The 24,031-nt window shown below is 63.4% G+C and carries 18 protein-coding genes and 4 tRNA genes; 17 read left to right on the top strand and 5 right to left on the bottom strand.

Features of this window, described 5'->3' with window-relative positions:
- Positions 1-7 precede the first annotated feature (7 nt).
- From GEV37_RS04935 to GEV37_RS04925, 3 genes are all read left to right on the top strand, one after another.
- Complete coding sequence (locus tag GEV37_RS04935) at positions 8-250, top strand: hypothetical protein (RefSeq protein ID WP_227389114.1); 243 nt, start codon at positions 8-10, stop codon at positions 248-250.
- Entirely contained in the window at positions 243-1,796 is a 1,554-nt protein-coding gene (locus GEV37_RS04930) for a phospholipase D family protein (protein WP_227389113.1), read from the top strand. Before GEV37_RS04935 ends, GEV37_RS04930 begins: the two co-directional genes overlap by 8 nt.
- Before the next feature lie 106 nt (positions 1,797-1,902).
- A complete protein-coding gene (locus GEV37_RS04925; RefSeq protein ID WP_227389112.1) occupies positions 1,903-3,111 on the top strand; it encodes an ABC transporter substrate-binding protein in 1,209 nt (402 codons plus the stop codon).
- A gap of 71 nt (positions 3,112-3,182) precedes the next feature.
- On the opposite strand, the gene GEV37_RS04920 is transcribed toward GEV37_RS04925, so the two are convergent.
- From GEV37_RS04920 to typA, 5 genes are all read right to left on the bottom strand, one after another.
- Positions 3,183-4,493 (bottom strand): branched-chain amino acid ABC transporter permease, encoded by a 1,311-nt coding sequence (locus GEV37_RS04920; protein ID WP_227389111.1) that lies wholly within the window; start codon positions 4,491-4,493, stop codon positions 3,183-3,185.
- On the bottom strand, positions 4,493-5,497 hold the full coding sequence (locus GEV37_RS04915; RefSeq protein WP_227389110.1) for a branched-chain amino acid ABC transporter permease: 1,005 nt from the start codon (positions 5,495-5,497) through the stop codon (positions 4,493-4,495). Before GEV37_RS04915 ends, GEV37_RS04920 begins: the two co-directional genes overlap by 1 nt.
- Before the next feature lie 16 nt (positions 5,498-5,513).
- Positions 5,514-6,260 carry an ABC transporter ATP-binding protein gene (locus tag GEV37_RS04910; protein ID WP_227389109.1) on the bottom strand — a complete coding sequence of 249 codons (747 nt, stop codon included), beginning with the start codon at positions 6,258-6,260 and terminating at the stop codon, positions 5,514-5,516.
- A 52-nt stretch (positions 6,261-6,312) separates the two neighbouring features.
- Positions 6,313-7,083 carry an ABC transporter ATP-binding protein gene (locus GEV37_RS04905; RefSeq protein WP_227389108.1) on the bottom strand — a complete coding sequence of 257 codons (771 nt, stop codon included), beginning with the start codon at positions 7,081-7,083 and terminating at the stop codon, positions 6,313-6,315.
- A 287-nt stretch (positions 7,084-7,370) separates the two neighbouring features.
- Entirely contained in the window at positions 7,371-9,197 is a 1,827-nt protein-coding gene (gene typA, locus GEV37_RS04900; protein WP_227389107.1) for a translational GTPase TypA, read from the bottom strand.
- A gap of 163 nt (positions 9,198-9,360) precedes the next feature.
- On the opposite strand from typA, the gene GEV37_RS04895 reads away from it, so the two are divergent.
- From GEV37_RS04895 to rpoC, 14 genes are all read left to right on the top strand, one after another.
- The gene (locus GEV37_RS04895) at positions 9,361-10,344 is read left to right on the top strand and encodes a biotin--[acetyl-CoA-carboxylase] ligase (protein ID WP_227389106.1); all 984 of its coding nucleotides are present in this window, start codon (positions 9,361-9,363) and stop codon (positions 10,342-10,344) included.
- Positions 10,341-11,180 carry a type III pantothenate kinase gene (locus GEV37_RS04890; RefSeq protein ID WP_227389105.1) on the top strand — a complete coding sequence of 280 codons (840 nt, stop codon included), beginning with the start codon at positions 10,341-10,343 and terminating at the stop codon, positions 11,178-11,180. The genes GEV37_RS04895 and GEV37_RS04890 overlap by 4 nt, the downstream gene beginning before the upstream one ends.
- 118 nt (positions 11,181-11,298) lie before the next feature.
- Positions 11,299-11,382: transfer RNA gene (locus tag GEV37_RS04885), tRNA-Tyr, on the top strand.
- A gap of 107 nt (positions 11,383-11,489) precedes the next feature.
- Positions 11,490-11,563, top strand: a tRNA-Gly gene (locus GEV37_RS04880).
- Positions 11,564-11,584: 21 nt separating this feature from the next.
- A tRNA-Thr gene (locus GEV37_RS04875) sits at positions 11,585-11,659 on the top strand.
- 148 nt (positions 11,660-11,807) lie between these two features.
- A tRNA-Trp gene (locus GEV37_RS04870) sits at positions 11,808-11,883 on the top strand.
- A gap of 73 nt (positions 11,884-11,956) precedes the next feature.
- Positions 11,957-12,340 carry a preprotein translocase subunit SecE gene (gene secE, locus GEV37_RS04865; protein WP_227389104.1) on the top strand — a complete coding sequence of 128 codons (384 nt, stop codon included), beginning with the start codon at positions 11,957-11,959 and terminating at the stop codon, positions 12,338-12,340.
- An 8-nt stretch (positions 12,341-12,348) separates the two neighbouring features.
- Positions 12,349-12,882 (top strand): transcription termination/antitermination protein NusG, encoded by a 534-nt coding sequence (gene nusG, locus GEV37_RS04860; RefSeq protein WP_227389103.1) that lies wholly within the window; start codon positions 12,349-12,351, stop codon positions 12,880-12,882.
- 127 nt (positions 12,883-13,009) lie between these two features.
- Positions 13,010-13,441: a 50S ribosomal protein L11 gene (gene rplK, locus GEV37_RS04855; protein WP_227389102.1), complete on the top strand. Its 432-nt coding sequence runs from the start codon at positions 13,010-13,012 to the stop codon at positions 13,439-13,441.
- A 2-nt stretch (positions 13,442-13,443) separates the two neighbouring features.
- Positions 13,444-14,136 (top strand): 50S ribosomal protein L1, encoded by a 693-nt coding sequence (rplA, locus tag GEV37_RS04850; protein ID WP_227389101.1) that lies wholly within the window; start codon positions 13,444-13,446, stop codon positions 14,134-14,136.
- Positions 14,137-14,434: 298 nt separating this feature from the next.
- Complete coding sequence (gene rplJ, locus GEV37_RS04845; protein ID WP_227389100.1) at positions 14,435-14,938, top strand: 50S ribosomal protein L10; 504 nt, start codon at positions 14,435-14,437, stop codon at positions 14,936-14,938.
- 84 nt (positions 14,939-15,022) lie between these two features.
- Complete coding sequence (rplL, locus tag GEV37_RS04840; protein ID WP_054640897.1) at positions 15,023-15,394, top strand: 50S ribosomal protein L7/L12; 372 nt, start codon at positions 15,023-15,025, stop codon at positions 15,392-15,394.
- 327 nt (positions 15,395-15,721) lie between these two features.
- Positions 15,722-19,798: a DNA-directed RNA polymerase subunit beta gene (gene rpoB, locus GEV37_RS04835; RefSeq protein WP_227389099.1), complete on the top strand. Its 4,077-nt coding sequence runs from the start codon at positions 15,722-15,724 to the stop codon at positions 19,796-19,798.
- 10 nt (positions 19,799-19,808) lie between these two features.
- Complete coding sequence (rpoC, locus tag GEV37_RS04830; protein WP_227389098.1) at positions 19,809-24,023, top strand: DNA-directed RNA polymerase subunit beta'; 4,215 nt, start codon at positions 19,809-19,811, stop codon at positions 24,021-24,023.
- Positions 24,024-24,031 lie beyond the last annotated feature (8 nt).

Below are 24,031 nucleotides of genomic sequence, written 5' to 3'. Positions count from 1 at the left end.
GTTGTCTATGCACTCGCCCGGCGTTGATGTACTGCGCGCACTGGCCATTGGATCGCAGGCACTGGGCCTTGCACTGATCATCACCCTGGAAACCGTGATGGGCAACGCCGCCCGGCCCTGGCAGGGCGTGGTGCTCGGTGCCATGGTGGCCTTCGCGCTCGCCATCGCGCTGGTGCGTCTCTACCGGCGCAACCGCCAGCGCAAGGCCGCCGATGCTCGCCAAGGCGAGGCGGGGCGGCTGGATGGCTAGCCGGCGGCGCGCGCTCGGCGCGCTGCTCGCGATCACGCTGTTGGCGCTCGTCGGCTGCGTCGACGAGGACGCCCCTCGCGAGCCGAGCGCCGCCCTGGAGCGCTCGCTTGCCCGCGATACCTGGCTCGGGGAGCAGGTCGCCCAGGCCTTCGAGGGGCAAAGCGCGCCGGACGGCTTTGCGCTGCTGGCCAACGGCCAGGAGGCCTTCGCGGTACGCGTCGAGCTGATCCACCAGGCCGAGCGCACCCTCGACATCCAGACCTACCTGTTCGGCGACGGCCAGACCACGCGGCTGGTCATGGAGGAGCTGCTCAGCGCCGCCGAACGCGGCGTGCGGGTGCGCCTGCTGCTCGACGACATGGGCGCCATCGGCCAGGGCGATCGGCTGGCCGCACTCGCCAGCCACCCCAACGTCGAGGTGCGGGTGTTCAACCCGGTCGCTTTCGGGCGCGGCTATCTGGTCACCCGAGTGCTGGCCTCGCTCACCGACCCTGCCCGTCAGCACCGTCGCATGCACAACAAGCTGTGGATCGCCGACAACAGCGTGGCGATCGCCGGCGGACGCAACCTCGGCGACGAGTATTTCGACGCCAACGACGCGGTCAACTTCGCCGACCTGGATCTGGTCAACCTGGGCGAGGTAGTGCCCGCGCTCTCCCAGAGCTTCGACGACTACTGGAACCATGCGCTTGCCCAGCCGATCGCCCGCTACCACGCGGCAAGCGACGACGCCTGGCAGCCGCTGGCCCATGATCTGTCCGCCTGGCTCGACGACAACGCCGACGACGCCTACATTCGCGAGCTGCGCGAGACGCCGAGCGACACGCCCCCCTGGCAGACGCTCTACTGGGGCGAGGGCGTTGCCCTTTACGATTCGCCGGACAAGCTCACCCACGCCACCGCCCCCCCCTGGCAGGAGACGCTGCTGGGAGATTTGATGGCGCGCACTACCACCCGCGAGCGGCTGGTGCTGGTCTCGGCCTACTTCGTGCCCACCGAGGCCGGGGTCGAGCGGCTGGTGGCGCTGGCCGGCGACGGCGTCGAGGTTGACGTCATCACCAACTCGCTGGAGTCCACCGACGCCGCCGTGGTGCATGGCGCCTACGCGCCCTGGCGCAAGACGCTGCTCGCGCACGGCATCCGCCTGTTCGAGCTGCGCCCGGAGCAGGAGCCCGGCGACGGCAATGGCGAGGAGGAGATGCGCGTGCCCGGCGCCTCCGCCTCGGCGCTGCACATCAAGGCGCTGCGCATGGACGACCAGGTGTTCATCGGCTCCTTCAACGTTGATCCACGCTCGATTCTGTGGAACAGCGAGATCGGCGTGCTGGTACGCAGCGAAGGGCTCCAGACAGCCTTCGACGAGCTGGTGGAGGTGGGCCAGGAGCCGACCATCAGCTACCAGGTGCTGCTCGATGACGACGAGGAGCTCGTCTGGCACTACGAGCATCGTGGCGAGCCGCTGGCCGCCGAGAAGGAGCCCGGTAACGCTTGGCGCCACCTGAATGCGTGGGCGAGCCACACCTTCCGCTTGGAGCGCTGGCTCTAGCGCAAGCGTTAACAGCCCGCGCTTGTGTTTTTCACGCGGCGGTTCCAGATTAGAGGCAGCGTCGGCGAAGGCCCGCGCGCACCTCACATTGGGAGCGATGAACAACATGATAAATAAACGCGCATTAGTGACCGCCGTGGCGGCGTCTTCCCTGGCCCTGGCGGCAAGCGCCCAGGCCGAGGTCAAGATCGGTTTTCTGGGGGGCTTCACCGGCGGCATCGAGAGCCTGACGCCGCCGATCTTCGAAGGTGCCAAGCTCGCCGTGGCCCAGGTCAACGAGCAGGGCGGCATCCTCGATGGCCAGACGCTGTCGATGCCCTCCGGCGACACCACCTGCTCCGACGCCTCGGCGGCCTCGAATGCCGCCGACCGCATGGTCAACTCCGAAAACGTCACCGCGATCGTCGGCGCGCTTTGCACCGGCGCGACCATCGCCGCGGCCAACAACGCTGCCGTGCCCGGGGGCGTGGTGATGGTCTCGCCGGCCTCCACCGCACCCGCGGTGACCGAGCTCGATGACAACGACCTGGTGTTTCGTACCGTGCCGTCGGACGCCTTCCAGGGCGATATGCTCGCCAAGCTCCTGCTCGACAAGGGCATCGACGTCGTGGCGGTCACCTACGTCAACAACGACTACGGTCAGGGGCTGTCGGACGCCTTCGCCACTGCGTTTGAAACCGGCGGCGGCGAGGTGGTGGCGAATCTCGCCCACGAAGACAACCGCGCCGACTACCGCTCGGAGCTTGGTTCGCTCTCCGCCGGCGGCGCCGACACCCTGGTGGTGCTCGCCTACGCCGACACCTCCGGCCAGACCGTGCTGCGCCAGGCCTATGAGAGTGGCATGTTCACCCAGTACGTGGGCGCCGACGGCATGGTCGGCGATAGCCTGGTCGAGGCGATCGGCGCCGACGTGCTCGACGGCATGATCGCCACCCGCCCGGGCAGCCCCGAGCTGCCCGGTACCGAGATCTTCGAGAGTGCCGCTAATGATGCCGGCTTCGACCCAAGCGCGGTGTTTGCCGCTCAAGCCTATGATGCCGCCTTCCTGCTGGCGCTGGCCATCCAGCAAAACGGCAGCGCCGAGCGTGAAGGGCTGTCTGAGGCGCTTCGAAGCGTCGCCAGCGCCCCGGGCGAGGTGATCCTGCCCGGCGAGTGGGAGAAGGCCGTGGAGCTGATCGCCGCGGGCACCGAGATCAACTACGAAGGCGCCTCCGGCTCTCACGAGTTCGACGAGAACGGCGACGTGCCCGGCGTGGTGGTCGAAATGGCAGTAGAAGAGGGCCGCTTCGTCACTAAAGGACAGCTCGACCTGTAAGCCACGAGGCGTAGCGCCTGGACAAAAAAACGCCCCGAGTCGACTCGGGGCGTTTTTCGTGGTGCCTTTGCTTAGCCGTGGGCCTTGATGTTCTCCGGCAAGAGCCCCTTGGGCGCGAAGCGCAGCACGACGGTGATCAGCATGCCGATCACCAGCACCCGGGCCTGCAGCGCGCGGCTGTCCAGGTTGCTCGGAAGCGTCCATCCGGCGCTCTCGCCCAGGGTCGCCACCAGCTGCATGACGTAAAGCGCCAAAGGCTCCGACATGATCCAGATGATGTAGACCGCCACGGCGCCGAAGATCGTGCCCAGGTTGTTGCCCGGCCCGCCGAGGATCACCATCACCAGCACCAGGAAGGTGTGATTCAACGGCAGATACCCCTGGGGGTCGAACAGGCTGTTGAAGGTGCCGAGCACCCCACCGCCCAGGCCCATCAAAATGCAACCGAGCACGAAAATCTCGAGGCGGCGCTTGTTGATGTCCTTGCCCATGGCCGCCGCCGACACCTCGTTGTCGCGAATGGCGCGGATCATCCGCCCCCAGGGCGCGTGGTAGGCGCGGTGGAGCAGAAAGAAGATCACCGCGATGATCACTGCGGTCAGCGAGAGATAGATCGCCCGCGAAAGCGTGAAACCGAGCTCGGAGGGTCCTGGCGTCGGCCAGGGCAGCGGCGAGACCGTGGCGGTGCCACGGGTCAGCCAGTCGGAGTTCTTCAGAAACGCCTTGATGATCTCGGCGATACCGAGAGTGGCGATCGCCAGGTAGTCGCTTCTAAGCCCCAGGCAGATATGGCCGATGAAGTAGCCCACGCCACCGGCAAGCGCTCCGCCGACGATCCAGCCGACCCAGGGCGGCAGGCCGAAGCCGCCGACGAAGCCCGCACGGCTCTGGATCTCCCCGGTCACCTCGCGCAGCATGCTGATCACGATCAGATACAGCACGACGGCCAGTATTACGGCGATAAGGGTGCGTAGAAGCTTGGGCACGCCGAAGCGGTCGAGCCGGGTGGCGCCGATGACCACCACGATGGCGGCAAGGCCATAGAGCAGCACCCGGCCGAGCTCGCCGGGCAGCTCCGTGCCCCAGAAGGCGTCGTTGACCGGCACGCTGAACAGCATGGCGCTAAAGCCGCCGAGCGCGACGAACCCCATGACGCCGGCGTTGAACTGCCCGGCGTAGCCCCACTGGATGGTGAGGCCCAGGGCCAGAATGGCGTAGCAGGCGGCCTCGACCAGCATGCGCGTGCTGTAGGCCGCGCCCATCAGCGCGTAGACGCCGAGCACCGCCACCAGAAGGGCGGCGAACAGTACCACCTCGCGCAGCGGAAAGCGCCGGGCCACGGTGGTATCGCGGGGCGTGTAGGAAGCGGTTTTATCGTTCATCAGATCACCTTGCCCTTGAACAGGCCCGTGGGGCGCCAGACCAGAATGGCGACCAGGATGAAAAACGGCACCACGATCTTGTACTCGGTGCCCACGAAGGCCAGATTCGAGGGAAGCTCCAGCCACGCAGGGAAGCTCTCCTGGAACGGGCGCAGCAGCACGTTCCAGTTGAATACCGCGAGCGTCTCGGCAAAGCCCACCACGAAGCCGCCGGCGATCGCCCCGTAGGGGTGGCCCACGCCGCCGACGATGGCGGCGGCGAAGATCGGCAGCAGCAGAAAGAAGCTCAAATCCGGCTTGAAGGTCACGTCCAGCGAAAGTAGCGTGCCCGCAATGGCGGCAAGCCCCCCGGCGATCACCCAGGTCACCGCCACGATAGTGTTGGTGTTGATACCCGAGGCCTGGGCGAGCTCCGGATTGTCGGACATGGCGCGCATCGCCTTGCCCAGGCGCGAGCGGTTGAGAAACAGCGCCAGCGCCACCACGCAGGCGATCGTGATCACGAACAGGTAGAGCTGCGGTTCGGTGACCACGATCGGCGCACGCGCGCCTTCGAAGGGCAGACCGAGGCGAAAGATCTCCTTGCGATCACCCACGTAGAGGCTCTGACCGCCGGTGCCGGCGAACAGGCGAATCAGCCCCTGGAGCATCAAGGTGACGCCGAGAGAGCCGATCACCATGACGATCGGCTTGACGCCGAAGGCGCGCAGCGGCTTGTAGAACGCCTTGTCGATGCCGACGGCCAGAAGCGCGGTCAGCACCATCGCCAGGGGCAGCATGATCAGCGCGGTCGGCACGCCGATCGCCGTGCCGGCGGCGGGGAACGCCGTGGTGAGCAACAGCACCATGAAGGCGCCGAAGGTCATCATGTCGGCGTGGGCGAAGTGGGCAAAGCGCATGATGCTGAAGATCAGCGTCACGCCGATCGCGCCGATGGCGTAGATCGAGCCGGTGACGCTGCCGGCGATCACGACGTTGTTGATGAAAAAGACCAGTTCGTTCACGAATTCCTCCCCCGGGCTAGCCGCCCAAAAAGCTTCTGGCGACGTCCGGGTCGGCGAGCAGTGCCGCGCCCGTATCGGTGAAACGGTTCTGGCCGGCGGCCAGCACGAAGCCCTTGTCGGCGATGGCGAGCGCTTGCTTTGCGTTCTGCTCGACCATCAGGATGCCGACGCCGGCGGCGTTGATCTTCTTCACCCGGTCGAAGATCTCGTTCATGTAGAGCGGCGAAAGCCCGGCGGTGGGCTCGTCGAGCAGCAGAAGTGTCGGTTCGGCCATCAGCGCGCGGCCCATGGCCACCATCTGGCGCTGGCCGCCGGAGAGCTCGCCGGCGCTCTGGTGGCGCTTCTCCTTGAGCGGCGGGAAGAATTCATACACCTGCTCGAGCATGCGCTTGACGTTGTGCGGCTTCAGGTACGCCCCCATCTCCAAGTTCTCCTTCACCGAGAGGCTCGGGAAGACGTTCTTCTCTTGGGGGACGAAGCCCATGCCGCGCTTGACCAGCTGGTTCGGCGCCAGATTGTGGATCGGCTCGCCCTTCAGCAGGATCTCGCCCTGGTTCACGTTCAGAAGGCCGAACACGGCCTTCAGCATGGTGGACTTGCCGGCGCCGTTGGGGCCGACGATGACGCCGACTTCATCGGCGTGAAGCGTCATCTCGACCCCGTTCAATATGTTCATGCCGCCGTAGCCGCCGTGCACGTCCCGCGCGCACAAAAGCGGCGTGGCGCCGGGGGGGCCGGCCTTGGGTGACGTATTACTCGTCATGGTATCGGTGTCTCGTGAAATGATCGGTGTTGTTATGGGTGATGCTGCCGCGTCAGGCGGCGTCGCTGCCGAAGTAGGCCTCGATCACCTCGGGATTGCGCTGGATCTCGTCGATGGAGCCCTCGACCATGACGCTGCCCTGGGCGAGCACGATCACCGGGTCGCACAGCCTTGCGATCATCTCCATGTCGTGTTCGATGACCAGGAAGGTGTAGCCCATCTCGCGGTTGAGTCGCTCGATATTGCCCATCAGGTCGCCCAGAAGCGTGCGGTTGACCCCGGCGGCGATCTCGTCGAGCAGCACCACCTTGGCGTCGGTCATCATGGTGCGGCCAAGTTCCAGGAGCTTCTTCTGGCCGCCGGAAAGATTGCCCGCCAGCTCGTTTCTGACGTGGTGCAGGCCGACGAAGTCGATCACCTCCAGTGCCCGGCGGCGCACCTCGTCTTCTTCGCGGCGCACCAGCCCCGGCTTGAACCAGGTAGCGAACAGGCGCTCGCCGGCCTGGTGCGGCGGCACCATCATCAGGTTCTCGAGCGCACTCATCTGGCCGAACTCGTGAGCGATCTGAAAGGTACGCAAAAGCCCCTTGTGGAAACGCGCATCGGCGGGGAGGGCGGTGATCTCCTCGCCGTCGAGCAGGATATGGCCGCTGTCCGGGGTGAGAGCGCCGGCGATCAGGTTGAACAGCGTCGACTTGCCGGCGCCGTTGGGGCCGATCATGCCAGTGATCGAGCCCTTCTCGACCTGGATCGAGCAGTCGTTGATGACCTTGAGCCCGCCAAACGCCTTGTTGACGCGCTGTACTTCGATGATGGGAGTCATGCATTCCTCGTAGGAGCAGGGCAGGCGCCCGACCCGGGGTTGGCTATTATTGTTGATCGCGTGGCGCCAAGTGGCACGAGCCAAACGTTTGTATGAATTCTTGGCGAGTCGTACGTCGCGGCGCGATCTGCTTTTCACTGTGCGCCAGAACGCGCGCGCTTTCCAGCCCCCTAGCGTTTAGGCTGCGTTAATCCCGGCCCGACGAAAGGCTTTACCGCAGGCCGTATACGCGCCGGACACGAAAAAGCCCGCACGAGGCGGGCTTTCGGGGGCATGGCGGCGAGCGCTTACTTCTTGCCGGCGCGCTTGCGCTCGTTCTCGGTCAGGTGCTTCTTGCGCAGACGGATGTGGCTCGGGGTGACTTCCACCAGTTCGTCGGAGTCCAGGAACTCGATCGCCTGCTCGAGGGTGAACTTGATCGGCGGCGTCAGCACGATGTTCTCGTCGTTACCGGTAGAGCGCATGTTGTCGAGCTTCTTGCCCTTGGTGGGGTTGACCACCATGTCGTTGGCTCGGTTGTTGATGCCGATCAACATGCCTTCGTAGACCTCGGTGGCGTGATCGATGATCAGCTTGCCGCGATCCTGAAGGGCGTAGAGCGCATAGGCCAGCGCCTTGCCACCGACCATGGAGACCAGCACGCCGTTGCGACGCTCGATGGAGGCATCGGGCTTGAGCGGGCCGTAGTGATCGAAGCGGCTGGTCAGGATGCCGGTGCCGGAGGTCAGGGTCAGGAATTGGCCACGGAAGCCGATCAGGCCGCGCGCGGGGATGATGAAGTCCAGACGAACGCGGCCCTTGCCATCCGGGTTCATGTTGGTCATCTCACCCTTGCGGTAGCCGAGCTCTTCCATGATCGAGCCCTGGTGCTGCTCTTCACAGTCGATGATGACCTCTTCGTAGGGCTCCTGCTTGACGCCGTCGATCTCCTTGATGATGACCTCCGGGCGGCCCACGGCAAGCTCGAAGCCTTCACGACGCATGGACTCGATCAGCACCGACAGGTGCAGCTCGCCACGACCGGAAACCTTGAACTTCTCCGGCGTCTCGCCCTGCTCGACCCGCAGCGCCACGTTGTGGATCAGCTCCTGGTCGAGGCGGTCCTTGATGTTGCGGCTGGTGACGTATTTGCCGTCCTTGCCGGCGAACGGCGAGTCGTTGACCTGGAAGGTCATGGAGACGGTAGGCTCGTCCACGGACAGCGGCGGCAGGGCTTCGACGGCGGTGTTGTCGCAGAGGGTGTCGGAGATCGCCAGATCTTCGATGCCGGTGATGCAGACGATATCGCCGGCGGTGGCTTCGGTGGTCTGGACCCGCTCGAGACCCATGTGAGTCATGACCTGGCCGACCTTGCCCTTGCGGGTATTGCCTTCCTTGGTGATGACGGTGATCTGCTGGCCCGGCTTGACGCTACCGCGCTTGATGCGGCCAAGACCGATGACGCCGACGTAGCTGTTGTAGTCGAGAGCGGAGATCTGCATCTGGAACGGGCCGTCGATCTCGACCGCCGGCGGCTCGACGATGTCGACGATCGCCTGGAACATCGGGTTCATGTTCTCTTCGAGCGCGTCCGGCTCCATGCCGGCGATGCCGTTGAGCGCCGAGCAGTAGATGATCGGGAAGTCGAGCTGCTCATCAGAGGCGCCGAGGTTGTCGAACAGATCGAAGATCTGGTCGATGACCCAGTCCGGGCGCGCGCCGGGACGGTCGATCTTGTTGACCACGACGATCGGCTTGAGGCCCTGAGAGAACGCCTTCTGGGTCACGAAGCGGGTCTGCGGCATCGGGCCGTCGACGGCGTCGACCAGCAAAAGGACCGAGTCGACCATCGACATGACGCGCTCGACCTCGCCGCCGAAGTCGGCGTGCCCGGGGGTGTCGACGATGTTGATGTGGTAGTTCGTGCCCTTGCCATCCTGCCACTGGATCGCGGTGTTCTTGGCCAGGATGGTGATGCCGCGCTCCTTCTCCTGGTCATTGGAGTCCATGATCCGCTCCTGGCCTTCGGCCTTGCGGTCGAGGGTGCCGGACTGGCTGAGCAGCTTGTCGACCAGGGTAGTCTTACCGTGGTCAACGTGGGCGATAATGGCAATGTTACGAAGATTCTCGATCACGACGCGATCCTGCTGGAAAAATAGGGCGGCATTATAGGGTCTGGGGTGGGCCGACTACCAGCGCTGTCTTAAACAAAGGATCAAGTCAATAACCCGAAGGCGGCAGTTTTCGCCGTGATGACGCATCCGGTAAGATAGGCGTTTTCCCAACTGGGGCAAGGACATGACCATCGGTAACCTGATGCGTTTGTTGAGCGATGGCGAGGTCCATTCCGGCGAGGCGCTGGGCGAGGCGCTGGGCGTCTCCCGCGCCGCGGTATGGAAACAGCTGAAGAAGCTCGACGCCATGGGCGTTGCGCTGATCGCCGTGAAAGGGCGCGGCTACCGGCTGGCGCATCCGCTCGAGCCCCTGAGCGGGCAGCGCGTGGTCGCGGGGCTCCCCGCCGAAGCGCGCCATCTGCTTGCCCGTCTATTCGTCGAGGATCAGCTCGATTCGAGCAACGAATTCCTGCGCGCACGTTTCACCCAGGGGGCCGGCCACGGCGAGGCGTGCCTGGTCGAGCGCCAGAGTGCCGGGCGCGGGCGGCGCGGCCGGGCGTGGAGTACCGCCTGGGGGCAGGGACTTCTGCTTTCGCTTGGCTGGCGCTTCGATGCCGGCGTCGCCTCCCTCGAGGGCTTGAGCCTCGCGGTCGGCGTGGTGGTGGCCCAGGTGCTCGAGCGCCACGGCGTGGCACCAAAGCTCAAGTGGCCCAACGATATCCTGCTGCCGCTGGAGGGCGGCGAGCTCGGCAAGCTCGCCGGTATCCTGATCGAAGTGACCGGTGACGCCGCCGGCCCCTGCGAGGTGGTGATCGGCCTGGGCATGAACCTGACGCTTCCCGAGGAGCTTCGCCGGGCGATCGACCAGCCTGTGGCGGCGCTTTTCGATACCTGCCCCGGGCTTTCGCGCAACCAGCTCGCCGCCGACGCGGTCGCCGGGCTCTTGACGATGCTGGCGGACTTCGAGGCGAGCGGCTTCGCCGCCTGGCGCGATGAATGGAACGCCCGCCACGCCTTCGCCGGCAGCGACGTGCGCATTCTCCAGGGCGCGAAGGAGAGCGAGGCGGTCGCTGGCGACGTCGATGACAGCGGCAACCTGTGGGTCAGCGAGGGCGGCCAGGCACGGCGCCTGTCCGGCGGTGAGATCAGCGTGCGCAGGCGGACATGATTCTAGATCTGGATATCGGCAACACGCTCTCCAAGTGGCGCCTCAAGGACTCGGTGAGCAGCGAGATACGCTCGCGCGGAGCCGTGTGGACTCGCGAGGAGTGGCGCCCCGGCGCGGACATCCCGGATCTCGACGTGGTCGAGGCGGTGCGCATTTCGAGCGTGGCCCGCGCGGCGGTGCTCGACGACACGGTGGCGCTCTTGCGTCGTCAGGTGCGTCATGTGTTCGTGGCCCGGTCGCTGCCGGAGTCGCTCGGGGTGATCAACGGTTACGACGAGCCGGGTCGGCTGGGTGTCGATCGCTGGATGGGTGTGCTGGCCGGCTACCAGCTGGCCGGCGGCTGCTGCGCGGTGGACTGTGGCAGCGCCATCACCATCGACTTCGTGCTGCCCGGCGGCACCCACCTGGGGGGATTCATCATCCCCGGACTGCGCTTGATGAAGGAGAGTCTCAAGCTCGGCACCCGCAACGTCGCCATCGACCCGGACAGCGAAGCCGATGCGTTGCTTGAGCCTGGCCGGCGCACCGTGGACGCGGTGAATCACGGCATCTACATGGCGGCGGTGAGCGCGATCAACCGCATCTACAGCGAGGTGTGCGACCAGCAGGGCGTGGCGCTGCCGATGCTCTTGACCGGCGGCGATGCGCGGGTGGTCTCGCGCGGGGTGCGCGTGCCCCACGCGGTATGGCCGGACATGGTCTACGGCGGGCTCGAGGCCATCTGCCCGCTCACCTTTGCCGAACGCGCGGGCCGGCTGGCTGGCGCTCCGCGTGTGCCCGAACCGGTGTCGCTGGAAAAAATTCGTGCAGCGCTTGCATTCTCGGCGCTGCTTTGACAGAATGCAGCGCGTTCCAAGGCGGTGGGTGGCGCTCGGGCGCTGCAAGCTACGATAAATCAAGTAACTATCGAGCTTGACACCGAATTGGAGGCTGGCATAATGTGCCGCCACAGATGGAGAGGTTCCCGAGTGGCCAAAGGGAGCAGACTGTAAATCTGCCGCGAAAGCTTCGAAGGTTCGAATCCTTCCCTCTCCACCAGTTCGACGACAGTGCGATGGCAGTAATGCGATAGTGCTGTTCGGAGTTGAAAGCCGCAAGGCGCGTTTTCAGTTGAGCTTGCCGGTTTTTGATTCTCGATAGATCAAGCGGGCGTAGTTCAATGGTAGAACCTCAGCCTTCCAAGCTGATGGTGCGGGTTCGATTCCCGCCGCCCGCTCCAGTCGAACGGTTGTTGTGTTTAGCTCATGTAGCTCAGGGGTAGAGCACACCCTTGGTAAGGGTGAGGTCGACGGTTCAATTCCGTCCATGAGCTCCATATTCAGGAAAAAGCGGGCTTTGCTCGCTTTTTTCGTCTTTGCCGCCACGCCCGAGTGGTGGCAAGAGTGACAGGGTTGTCAGGCGGAGCTTTCTCCGCTACCATGGCGCCCGCTGTAGCGTAGGTGTCTTTGCGCACACGACGATACAGGCCAGTAGCTCAATTGGCAGAGCAGCGGTCTCCAAAACCGCAGGTTGGGGGTTCGATTCCCTCCTGGCCTGCCAACCTTCCCCAGGTTGGCATGTCTTTTTTCCAGAATTCCAAGTCGCTCGTTGCACCCTGAGGAGTCTCGTTTTTATGAAGCCTAGTTCCGTAAAACATGGCGCCGAGGTGCAGCAGTCGGGTCATGACGGGCTCAAGTGGGCGGCAGTCGTGGCGCTGCTTGCCGTTGCCGTTGTCGGTAATACTTATTTCGTCGATATCGCGCTTCTCTACCGCGTGCTGGGTGTCGTGGTGCTGTGCGCCGGCGCCGGTCTGATCGCGCTGACCACCACCAAGGGTCGTGCGCTGATGGAGCTTGCGGTGAGCGCCAAGAAAGAGATCCAGCGCGTCGTCTGGCCGACACGCCCCGAGACCATCCAGACCACCGCCATCGTGCTGGTGGCCGTGCTCGTGGTCGGGCTGATGCTGTGGTTGATCGACACTCTTCTTGGCTGGGCAATGTCCGGCGTAATCGGTTAGGAGTTTTCATGTCCAAACGTTGGTATGTCGTCCACGCCTATTCCGGCTTCGAAAAGCACGTGATGCGCTCGCTGATCGAGCGGGTGAAAATGCACGGCATGGAAGACCGCTTCGGCGAGATTCTGGTGCCAACGGAAGAAGTGGTCGAAATGCGCGACGGCAAGCGCCGCAAGAGTGAGCGCAAGTTCTACCCCGGCTACGTATTGGTCGAGATGGAGATGGTCGACGAGACCTGGCACCTGGTCAACGAGACGCCTCGCGTGATGGGCTTCATCGGGGGCACCAAGGAGAAGCCGGCGCCGATCACCACCCGCGAGGCCGAAGCCATCCTGCATCGCGTCAAGGACGGCACCGACAAGCCACGCCCCAAGACCATGTTCGAACCGGGCCAGTCGGTGCGTGTCATCGACGGGCCGTTCGCCGACTTCAACGGCGTGGTCGAAGAGGTGAACTACGAGAAGAGCCGCCTGCAGGTGAGCGTGCTGATCTTCGGTCGCGCCACCCCGGTGGAGCTCGAGTTCTCTCAGGTCGAGAAAGAGTAAGTCGAGAAAGAGTAACGAGCAGGTTCGCGCCCTCGGCGCCTGACATCGATTTTCATGTGAAGCGGCGCTGCCGCTTCACGTACACCGGGGAGCCGCAAGGCGTTATCACCCAATTGGAGTAAACAGCATGGCCAAGAAAGTACAGGCTTACATCAAACTGCAGGTCGCTGCAGGTAAAGCCAACCCGAGTCCGCCCGTGGGCCCCGCGCTGGGTCAGCACGGCGTGAACATCATGGAATTCTGCAAGGCGTTCAACGCAGAGACCCAGGACATCGAGCCGGGCCTGCCGACGCCGGTCGTGATCACCGTCTACTCCGACCGCAGCTTCACGTTCGTCACCAAGACGCCGCCTGCTGCCGTGCTGCTGAAGAAAGCCGCTGGCATCAAGTCCGGTTCCGGTGAGCCGAACAAGAAGAAGGTCGGCACCGTGACCCGCGAGCAGCTCGAAGAGATCGCCAAGACCAAAGAGCCGGACATGACGGCGGCGGATCTCGACGCTGCGGTACGCACGATCGCTGGTAGCGCTCGTAGCATGGGCCTAAACGTGGAGGGTCTCTGATCATGGCTAAGCTGACCAAGCGCGCGAAGAACATTCGCGAAAAGGTAGATTCCAACAAGGCGTACTCCCTGGAAGAAGCGGTGGCACTGCTCTCCGAGCTTTCCACCGTGAAGTTCAAGGAGTCCGTCGACATCGCCATCAACCTGGGCGTCGATCCGCGTAAATCCGACCAGGTCGTGCGTGGCGCCACCGTGATGCCCAACGGTACCGGTAAAGACGTGCGCGTTGCCGTCTTCACCCAGGGTGCCAATGCCGATGCCGCCAAAGAAGCCGGCGCCGACATCGTGGGCATGGATGATCTGGCCGAGCAGGTCAAGAAAGGCCAGATGGACTTCGACGTGGTCATCGCCTCTCCGGACGCGATGCGCGTGGTCGGCCAGCTGGGTCAGATCCTCGGCCCGCGCGGCCTGATGCCGAACCCGAAAGTCGGCACCGTGACGCCGGACGTCGCCACCGCGGTCAAGAACGCCAAGGCCGGCCAGGTACGTTTCCGTACCGACAAGAACGGTATCATCCACACTACCCTCGGCAAGGTCGATTTCGACGCTTCTGCCGTTGCCGGTAACCTGGAAGCGCTGGTCGCCGACCTGAAGAAGCTCAAGCCGAGCTCTTCAAAAGGCATCTACTTCAAGAAGATGACTCTGTCCACCACCATGGGCCCGGGTCTGACCATCGACCATTCCGCTTACGTCTAAGTCGGAATCGTCGGTTGGCGCATGGCGCCACAGGCAGTAGGGTAGATTCAAGAGCAAGAACTTTGCGGTCCTCCACGTACGCGTGGAGCGCCGTCAAAGACCGCAGGTGCCGCCTTCGTCACGAAAGCGGCTTAATCGCGAAAGCGCCTGCGCAGATGGTGTGGCCGCCAGTTGGTTGATGCTTTTCAAGCAGGGCTTGTCTGGTGAGCACCATCCCCAAGGCTTTCGGGGAGCAGTCAGCCTCGAAAGAGATGGTAACCACCGGGCCCTTCGGGTCCGGCACGAAGGAGTGATCACTGTGCCACTAGCACTTGAAGGCAAGAAAGCGATTGTTGCCGAGGTGAGTGAAGCGGCCAAGGGCGCACTCTCCGTCGTAGTTGCCGATTCTCGCGGTGTCACGGTCGGTAAAATGACCGACCTGCGCAAGCAAGCGCGCGAGAATGGCGTCCAGCTGCGTGTTGTTCGCAACACCCTGGCACGCCGCGCCCTCGAGGGCACTCAATGGGAGTGCCTGAACGAGAGCTTCGTTGGTCCGACTCTGTTGGCTTTCTCTTCTGAGCATCCGGGCGCTGCCGCTCGTCTGTTCAAGGATTTCGCCAAGACCGAGCAGAACTTCGAAGTGAAGGCACTGGCCTACGAAGGCGAGCTGATTCCGGCTGCAGACATCGACCGTCTGGCAAGTCTGCCGACTTACGACGAGGCAATCGCCAAGTTGATGTCGGTCATGAAAGAAGCCTCCGCTGGCAAGCTGGTTCGTACCCTGGCCGCCCTGCGCGACCAAAAGCAGGAAGAAGCCGCTTAAGGCCTTCTTGCACGCCGCCTAGGCAAACGAACCGAGCAATGAATCCTGAGTCGTTACGACTCCCGCAAAGTTAGGAATGAAACAATGGCACTGTCCAAAGACGATATCATCAATGCTGTAGCCGACATGTCCGTAATGGAAGTTGTCGAGCTGATCGAAGCAATGGAAGAGAAGTTCGGCGTATCTGCAGCGGCAGCCGTCATGGCTGGCCCGGCGGGTGGTGGCGAAGCCGCTGCTGAAGAGCAGACCGAATTCGACCTGGTTCTGGCCTCTGCCGGTGACAAGAAAGTCAACGTCATCAAGGCCGTTCGCGAGATCACTGGTCTTGGCCTGAAAGAAGCCAAGGGTGCCGTCGACGGCGCACCGGCCACCATCAAAGAAGCGATGTCCAAGGACGACGCCGAAGCGGCCAAGAAGAAGCTGGAAGAAGCAGGCGCAACCGTCGAGCTCAAGTAATCCTTGTGCCGGTGGCTTTACGCGCAGCGTAAGCTTCCACGGCTGGCGGCGGGCTTTCCCGCTGCCGGCCTTTTTCTGTTGTAGCTGGTATCGCCAGGCGAGACGTGCTATGCAGAAAGGCTGCCCACAAGGCAGCGACACAGTAAGACCGGTGTTTGGTATCGCACAGTGGTCACCGACCATTGATAGCACAGCGATAGCACTGTTATCTATCGAGATTTTTGACGGCGAGCTACCAGTTCTGGAGCTTGCTGTCTGCGTCTGAGACGCCCGCGGGGCAGATGACCACGCATCGGCCACCCATGGTGAACAAGCTGGGGAATACAGATGGCTTACTCATATACTGAGAAAAAACGCATCCGCAAGGATTTCGGCAAACTGCCCCAAGTAATGGATGTGCCTTACCTGCTGGCTATCCAGCTTGATTCCTACTACGACTTTCTCCAGCAGGACCGTTCGCCCGACGAGCGTCACGAAGTCGGCCTGCACGCGGCTTTCAAGTCGGTGTTCCCGATCGAGAGCTTTTCCGGCAACGCCGCCCTCGAGTACGTGAGCTACCGCTTCGGCACGCCGGCGTTCGACGTGAAGGAGTGCCAGCTGCGTGGCGTGACCTACTCGGCGCCGCTGCGCGTGAAGGTTCGCTTGATCATCTACGATCGCGACTCGTCGAACAAGGCCATCAAGGATATCAAGGAGCAGGAAGTCTACATGGGGGAAATCCCCCTGATGACCGAGAACGGTACCTTCGTGATCAACGGTACCGAGCGGGTAATCGTCTCCCAGCTCCACCGCTCACCCGGTGTGTTCTTCGATCATGACAAGGGCAAGAGCCACTCCTCGGGCAAGCTCTTGTACTCTGCTCGCGTGATTCCTTACCGTGGCTCCTGGCTCGATTTCGAGTTCGACCCGAAGGACAACGTGTTCGTGCGTATCGACCGTCGCCGGAAGCTTCCGGCGTCCGTGCTGATGCGCGCGCTCGGCATGAGCGCCGAGGAGATCCTCGATGAGTTCTTCGACACCAGCGTCTTCCACATCGAGAAGTCCGGCTTCTCCGTGGAGCTCGTGCCGTCGCGCCTGCGCGGTGACACCGCCACCTTCGACATCAAGGATGGCAGCGGCGAGATCATCGTCGAGGAAGGCCGCCGGATCACCCAGAAGCACATCCGTCAGCTCGAGAAAGCCGGCCTTGAGCGTCTGGAAGTGCCGATGGAGTATCTGTTTGGTAAGACCCTGGCCAAGGATCAGATCGACGCCAAGACCGGCGAACTGATCGTTGCCTGCAACACCGAGATCACTCCGGAAGTGCTCGAGCGCATGGCCGAAGGCGGCATCACGCGCATCGAGACGCTCTATACCAACGATCTCGACTGCGGTTCGTTCATCTCCGACACCTTGAGGCTCGACACCACCGGGTCGCAGCTCGAGGCGCTCGTCGAGATCTACCGCATGATGCGCCCCGGCGAGCCGCCCACCAAGGAAGCCGCCGAGACGCTGTTCCACAACCTGTTCTTCACCGAGGATCGCTACGATCTCTCCGGTGTCGGTCGGATGAAGTTCAACCGCCGCCTGCGTCGTGAATCCGACACCGGCTCCGGCGTACTCGACCGCAAGGACATCCTCGATGTACTGCGCGAGCTGATCAACATCCGTAACGGCTTCGGCGACGTCGACGACATCGACCACCTGGGCAACCGCCGCATCCGCTGCGTCGGCGAGATGGCGGAAAACCAGTTCCGCGTGGGTCTCGTGCGCGTCGAGCGCGCGGTGAAAGAGCGTCTCTCCATGGCCGAGAGCGAAGGCCTGATGCCGCAGGATCTGATCAATGCCAAGCCGGTCGCGGCGGCGGTGAAGGAGTTCTTCGGCTCGAGCCAGCTCTCCCAGTTCATGGACCAGAACAACCCGCTGTCGGAAGTCACGCACAAGCGTCGTGTCTCCGCGCTCGGCCCGGGTGGTCTGACCCGCGAACGCGCCGGCTTCGAGGTGCGCGACGTTCACGCCACGCACTACGGCCGCCTGTGCCCGATCGAGACGCCGGAAGGTCCGAACATCGGTCTGATCAACTCGCTAGCGACCTACAGCCACACCAACAGCTACGGTTTCCTCGAGACGCCGTACCGCAAGGTGAACGCAGGCCAGGTGACCGACGACATCGTCCATCTCTCGGCGATCGAGGAGGGCGACTTCGTCATCGCCCAGGCCTCGGCGGCGGTCAACGAAGCCAACCAGCTTACCGATGACCTGGTCCAGGTACGCCACCGTGGCGAGACCACCTTCATGCGCCCCGAGCAGGTGACGCTGATGGACGTGTCTCCGCGCCAGGTCGTCTCCGTGGCCGCAGCGCTGATCCCGTTCCTCGAGCACGATGACGCCAACCGCGCCCTGATGGGGGCGAACATGCAGCGTCAGGCGGTGCCGACCCTGCGCGCTGACAAGCCGCTCGTGGGTACCGGCATGGAGCGCTTCGTGGCGCGCGACTCCGGCGTGTGCGCCGTGGCGCGCCGCGGCGGCGTGATCGACTCCGTCGACGCGCGGCGCGTGGTGGTACGGGTCAACGAAGACGAGATCATCGGCGGTGAAGCCGGGGTCGACATCTACAACCTGACCAAGTACACCCGTTCGAACCAGAACACCTGCATGAACCAGCGCCCGATCGTGCGCCCCGGCGACAACGTCGCGCGTGGCGACATCCTCGCCGACGGCCCGTCCGTCGACATGGGTGATCTGGCACTCGGCCAGAACATGCGCATCGCGTTCATGCCCTGGAACGGCTACAACTTCGAGGACTCCATCCTGCTCTCCGAGCGTGTGGTCCAGGAAGACCGTTTCACCACGATCCACATCCAGGAGCTGACCTGCGTGTCTCGCGACACCAAGCTCGGCCCGGAAGAGATCACCTCGGACATCCCCAACGTCGGCGAGTCGGCGCTGGGCAAGCTGGACGAGGCGGGTGTCGTCTACATCGGTGCCGAAGTCGGCCCCGGCGACATCCTGGTCGGCAAGGTCACGCCGAAGGGCGAAACCCAGCTGACGCCGGAAGAGAAGCTCTTGCGTGCGATCTTCGGTGAGAAGGCCAGTGACGTGAAGGACACCTCCCTGCGTGCCCCGACCGGCATGAAGGGCACCGTCATCGACGTTCAGGTCTTCACCCGTGACGGCGTCGAGAAGGACTCCCGTGCGCTTTCCATCGAGCAGATGCAGCTCGACGAAGTGCGCAAGGATCTCCAGGAGACCTACCGCATCGCCGAAGACGCGACCTTCGAGCGTCTCAAGCGTACCCTGGACGGTCAGGCCGTCAACGGTGGTCCGCAGCTCAAGAAGGGCGACGTGCTGAGCGAGTCCTACCTGGAGGAACTGCCGCGTCAGCAGTGGTTCAAGCTGCGCATGCAGGACGAGTCGTTCAACGAACTGCTTGCCCAGGCCGACGAACAGCTCGAGAACCGTCGCAAGGAGATGGACGAGCGTTTCGAGGACAAGAAGCGCAAGCTCACCCAGGGCGACGACCTCGCACCGGGCGTGCTCAAGATCGTCAAGGTCTACATGGCGGTCAAGCGTCGCATCCAGCCGGGTGACAAGATGGCCGGTCGTCACGGTAACAAGGGTGTCATCTCGGCGATCATGCCGATCGAGGACATGCCGTTCGACGAGAAGGGCGAACCGGTCGACGTGGTGCTGAACCCGCTGGGCGTACCGTCGCGCATGAACGTGGGCCAGATCCTGGAAACCCACTTAGGCATGGCGGCTCGCGGTCTGGGCGTGAAGATCGACGCCATGCTGCGCGATGCTCGCGATCAGCAGGTGGCCGAGATTCGCGACTTCCTGGGCCAGGTGTACAACACCCCGGGCACGCGCCTCGAGGACATCGACTCGCTCAGTGACGAGGAAGTCATTGCGCTGGCGAAGAACCTCAAGGGTGGTGTGCCGATGGCAACGCCGGTGTTCGACGGTGCCAAGGAGCACGAGATCAAGCACCTGTTGAAGCTTGCGGACATCCCCGAGTCCGGCCAGATGAAGCTCTACGATGGCCGTACCGGTGACGCCTTCGATCGTCCGGTGACCGTGGGCTACATGTACATGCTGAAGCTCAACCACCTGGTCGATGACAAGATGCACGCACGTTCCACCGGCTCGTACTCGCTGGTCACCCAGCAACCGCTGGGCGGCAAGGCGCAGTTCGGTGGTCAGCGCTTCGGTGAAATGGAAGTGTGGGCGCTGGAGGCTTATGGCGCGGCGTACACGCTACAAGAGATGCTCACCGTCAAGTCGGACGACGTCGAAGGCCGCACCAAGATGTACAAGAACATCGTGGATGGCGACCACACCATGCAGGCAGGCATGCCGGAATCCTTCAACGTGCTCGTGAAGGAAATCCGCTCGCTGGGCATCGATATCGAGTTAGAGAGCTAGGAGCCGTCCAATGAAAGATTTGGTGAAAGTACTCAAATCGCAGTCTCAGTCCGAAGAGTTCGACGCGATCAAGATCACGCTTGCGTCGCCGGACATGATTCGCTCCTGGTCGTTCGGCGAGGTGAAGAAGCCCGAGACCATCAACTACCGGACCTTCAAGCCGGAGCGTGATGGCCTGTTCTGTGCCAAGATCTTCGGCCCGGTCAAGGACTACGAGTGCCTGTGCGGCAAGTACAAGCGCATGAAGCACCGCGGCATCATCTGCGAGAAGTGCGGCGTCGAAGTCACCAAGGCCGCCGTGCGCCGCGAGCGCATGGGCCACATCGAGCTTGCCTCGCCGGTTGCCCACATCTGGTTTCTGAAGTCCTTGCCGTCGCGTATCGGCATGTTCCTCGATATGACCCTGCGTGATATCGAGCGCGTGCTCTACTTCGAATCGTTTGTGGTGATCGATCCGGGCATGACCACCCTCGAGCGTGGTCAGCTTCTGAACGACGAGCAGTACTTCGAAGCGCTGGAAGAGTTCGGTGACGACTTCGACGCCCGCATGGGTGCCGAAGCCGTGCAGGAGCTTCTCAAGGACATCGATCTGGAGGAGGAGATCAACACCCTGCGTGAAGAGATTCCGCAGACCAACTCTGAAACCAAGATCAAGAAGCTCTCCAAGCGCCTGAAGCTTCTGGAAGCGTTCTACCACTCCGGCAACGCGCCGGCGTGGATGGTCATGGAAGTGCTGCCGGTGCTGCCGCCGGATCTGCGTCCGCTGGTACCGCTGGACGGTGGCCGCTTCGCGACCTCGGATCTCAACGACCTTTACCGTCGCGTGATCAACCGTAACAACCGTCTCAAGCGTCTTCTCGACCTGAACGCGCCGGACATCATCGTGCGTAACGAAAAGCGCATGCTGCAGGAAGCGGTCGATGCGCTGCTCGACAACGGTCGTCGCGGCCGAGCCATCACCGGCTCCAACAAGCGTCCGCTGAAATCCCTGGCCGACATGATCAAGGGCAAGCAGGGGCGTTTCCGTCAGAACCTGCTGGGCAAGCGCGTCGACTACTCCGGTCGTTCGGTCATCACCGTCGGCCCGACCCTGCGCCTTCATCAGTGTGGTCTGCCGAAGAAGATGGCGCTCGAGCTGTTCAAGCCGTTCATCTACTCGAAGCTTCAGTCGCAGGGCTTCGCGTCCACGATCAAGGCGGCCAAGAAGATGGTCGAGCGGGAGCTTCCGGAAGTGTGGGACATCCTCGCCGACGTCATCCGCGAACACCCGGTACTCCTGAACCGCGCGCCGACCCTGCACCGTCTGGGTATCCAGGCGTTCGAGCCGCTTCTGATCGAAGGCAAGGCGATCCAGCTGCACCCGCTGGTGTGTGCCGCCTACAACGCCGACTTCGACGGTGACCAGATGGCGGTCCACGTACCGCTGACCCTGGAAGCCCAGCTCGAAGCCCGCGCGCTGATGATGGCCACCAACAACGTGCTGTCGCCGGCCAACGGCGAGCCGATCATCGTGCCGTCCCAGGACGTGGTACTGGGTCTCTACTACATGACCCGCGAGAAGATCAACGCCAAGGGTGAAGGCATGGTGTTCTCGGATCTCAACGAGGTCGAACGTGCCTTCGGTACGCAGAGCGTCTCGCTGCACGCCCGCATCAAGGTGCGCCTGGACGAGGTGGTGATCAATGAGGAGAGCGGCGAGCGCAGCGACAAGCGCTCCATTTACGACACCACTGTCGGTCGCGCCCTGCTGTTCCGCATCCTGCCGGAAGGCGTGCCCTTCGAGCTCATCGACAAACCGATGAAGAAGAAGGCGATCTCCGGACTGATCAATGAGGTGTACCGTCGCTCCGGGCTCAAGCCCACGGTGATCTTCGCCGACCAACTGATGTACACCGGTTTCCGCCTGGCGACCTGGTCGGGTGCCTCCATCGGCGTCAACGACTTCGTCATTCCGGACGCCAAGACTGAGATCGTCGAGGCGGCGGAAGCCGAGGTCAAGGAGATCGAGGACCAGTTCTCCTCGGGTCTCGTGACCGCGGGCGAGAAGTACAACAAGGTCATCGATATCTGGTCCAAGGCCAACGACAAGGTGGCCAAGGCGATGATGACCGGCATCTCGAAAGAGACCGTGGTGGATCGCGACGGCAACGAGGTCGAACAGGACTCGTTCAACAGCGTCTTCATCATGGCCGACTCCGGTGCCCGTGGTAGCGCTGCCCAGATTCGTCAGCTCGCCGGTATGCGTGGCCTGATGGCCAAGCCCGATGGCTCGATCATCGAGACGCCGATCGTCGCCAACTTCCGTGAAGGTCTGAACGTACTCCAGTACTTCATCTCGACCCACGGCGCGCGTAAGGGTCTGGCGGATACGGCACTGAAAACCGCCAACTCCGGTTACCTGACCCGTCGTCTGGTCGACGTGGCCCAGGATCTGGTGATCACCGAGGTCGATTGCGGCACCGAGAACGGTCTGACGCTGCACCCGATCATCGAAGGTGGCGATATCATCGTGCCGCTGTCCCAGCGCGTGCTCGGTCGCGTGGTCGCTCAGGACGTCATCGATCCGAGCACCGAGGAAGTGCTGATTGCGCGCAACACCCTGCTCGACGAGAAGTGGTGTGCGGATCTCGACACCATGGGCGTGGACGAGATCATCGTGCGCTCGACGATCACCTGTGACACCGCGCACGGCGTCTGCTCCTCCTGCTACGGTCGCGATCTGGCCCGTGGTCACCAGGTCAACATCGGTGAGTCCGTGGGCGTCATCGCCGCGCAGTCCATCGGTGAGCCGGGTACCCAGCTGACCATGCGGACGTTCCACATCGGCGGCGCGGCGTCGCGTTCCTCCGCCGTGGACAGCGTCCAGGTCAAGCACGGCGGCAAGGTACGCCTGCACAACATCAAGCACGTCGAGCGCAGTGACGGCAAGCTGGTCGTGGTGTCTCGCTCCAGCGCCTTGGCCGTCGCCGACGAGCACGGTCGCGAGCGCGAGTACTACAAGCTGCCTTACGGTGCTGAGCTTTCGGTACGCGACGGCGACGTCGTCGATGCCGGCGCCACCGTGGCCAAGTGGGACCCGCACACCCACCCGATCATCGCCGAAGTGGAAGGCAAGGCGCAGTTCATCGACCTCGACGAGGGTGTCACCATGCACCGCTCCGTCGACGAGATGACCGGTCTCTCTTCTATTGAGGTGATCGAGTCCGCGGCGCGCCCGATGGCCGGCCGCGACAAGCGTCCGATGGTCATGCTGCAGGACGCCGCCGGCGAGTACGTGTCGGTTTCGGGCTCCAACACGCCGGTGCAGTACCTGCTGCCGGGGAACTCGATCATCTCCGTGGACGATGGTTCGACCATCGGCGTCGGTGAGGTCGTCGCCCGTATCCCGGTCGAGGCATCGGGCAACAAGGACATCACCGGGGGTCTGCCGCGCGTGGCGGATCTGTTCGAGGCGCGCAAGCCGAAGGAATCATCGATTCTCGCCGAGATCAGCGGTGTGGTGAGCTTCGGCAAGGAGACCAAGGGCAAGCGTCGTCTGACGATCACTCCGGAATCCGGCGATCCCTTCGAGGCGCTGATTCCCAAGTGGCGCCAGATCGCCGTGTTCGAGGGCGAGAGCGTCGAGAAGGGCGAGGTCATCTCCGATGGCCCGAGCAACCCGCACGACATCCTGCGTCTTCTGGGCGTGGCGGAGCTGGCCAAGTACATCACCGCCGAAGTGCAGGACGTCTACCGTCTGCAGGGCGTGGGCATCAACGACAAGCATATCGAAGTGATCGTGCGTCAGATGCTGCGCAAGGTCGAGATCACCGACTCCGGTGATTCCGACTTCATCACCGGCGACCAGGCGGAACTCGTGCGCGTGCTCGAGCAGAACGAGCGTCTGGAGAAGGAAGGCAAGTTCCCGGCCAAGTACCAGCGTCTGCTGCTGGGTATCACCAAGGCGAGCCTGGCGACCGAGTCGTTCATCTCCGCGGCGTCGTTCCAGGAAACGACCCGCGTGCTGACCGAAGCGGCGGTCACCGGCAAGCGCGACTACCTGCGCGGCCTGAAGGAAAACGTGGTGGTAGGGCGTCTGATTCCGGCAGGTACCGGTCTGACCCACCACGCCGAGCGTCGTCGCAAGCGCGAAGACGTCGAGCGCCTGTTCACCCCCTCGGCCACCGAGGTGGAGCAGGAACTGGGCGCCCAGCTCACCGCCCTGGATACCGACGACGAGCTGTAAGCGTCGGG

Source organism: Vreelandella malpeensis, from assembly GCF_020622355.1.
Classification (GTDB): Bacteria; Pseudomonadota; Gammaproteobacteria; order Pseudomonadales; family Halomonadaceae; genus Vreelandella; species Vreelandella malpeensis.
This window is presented reverse-complemented; position numbering and strand designations above follow the sequence as displayed.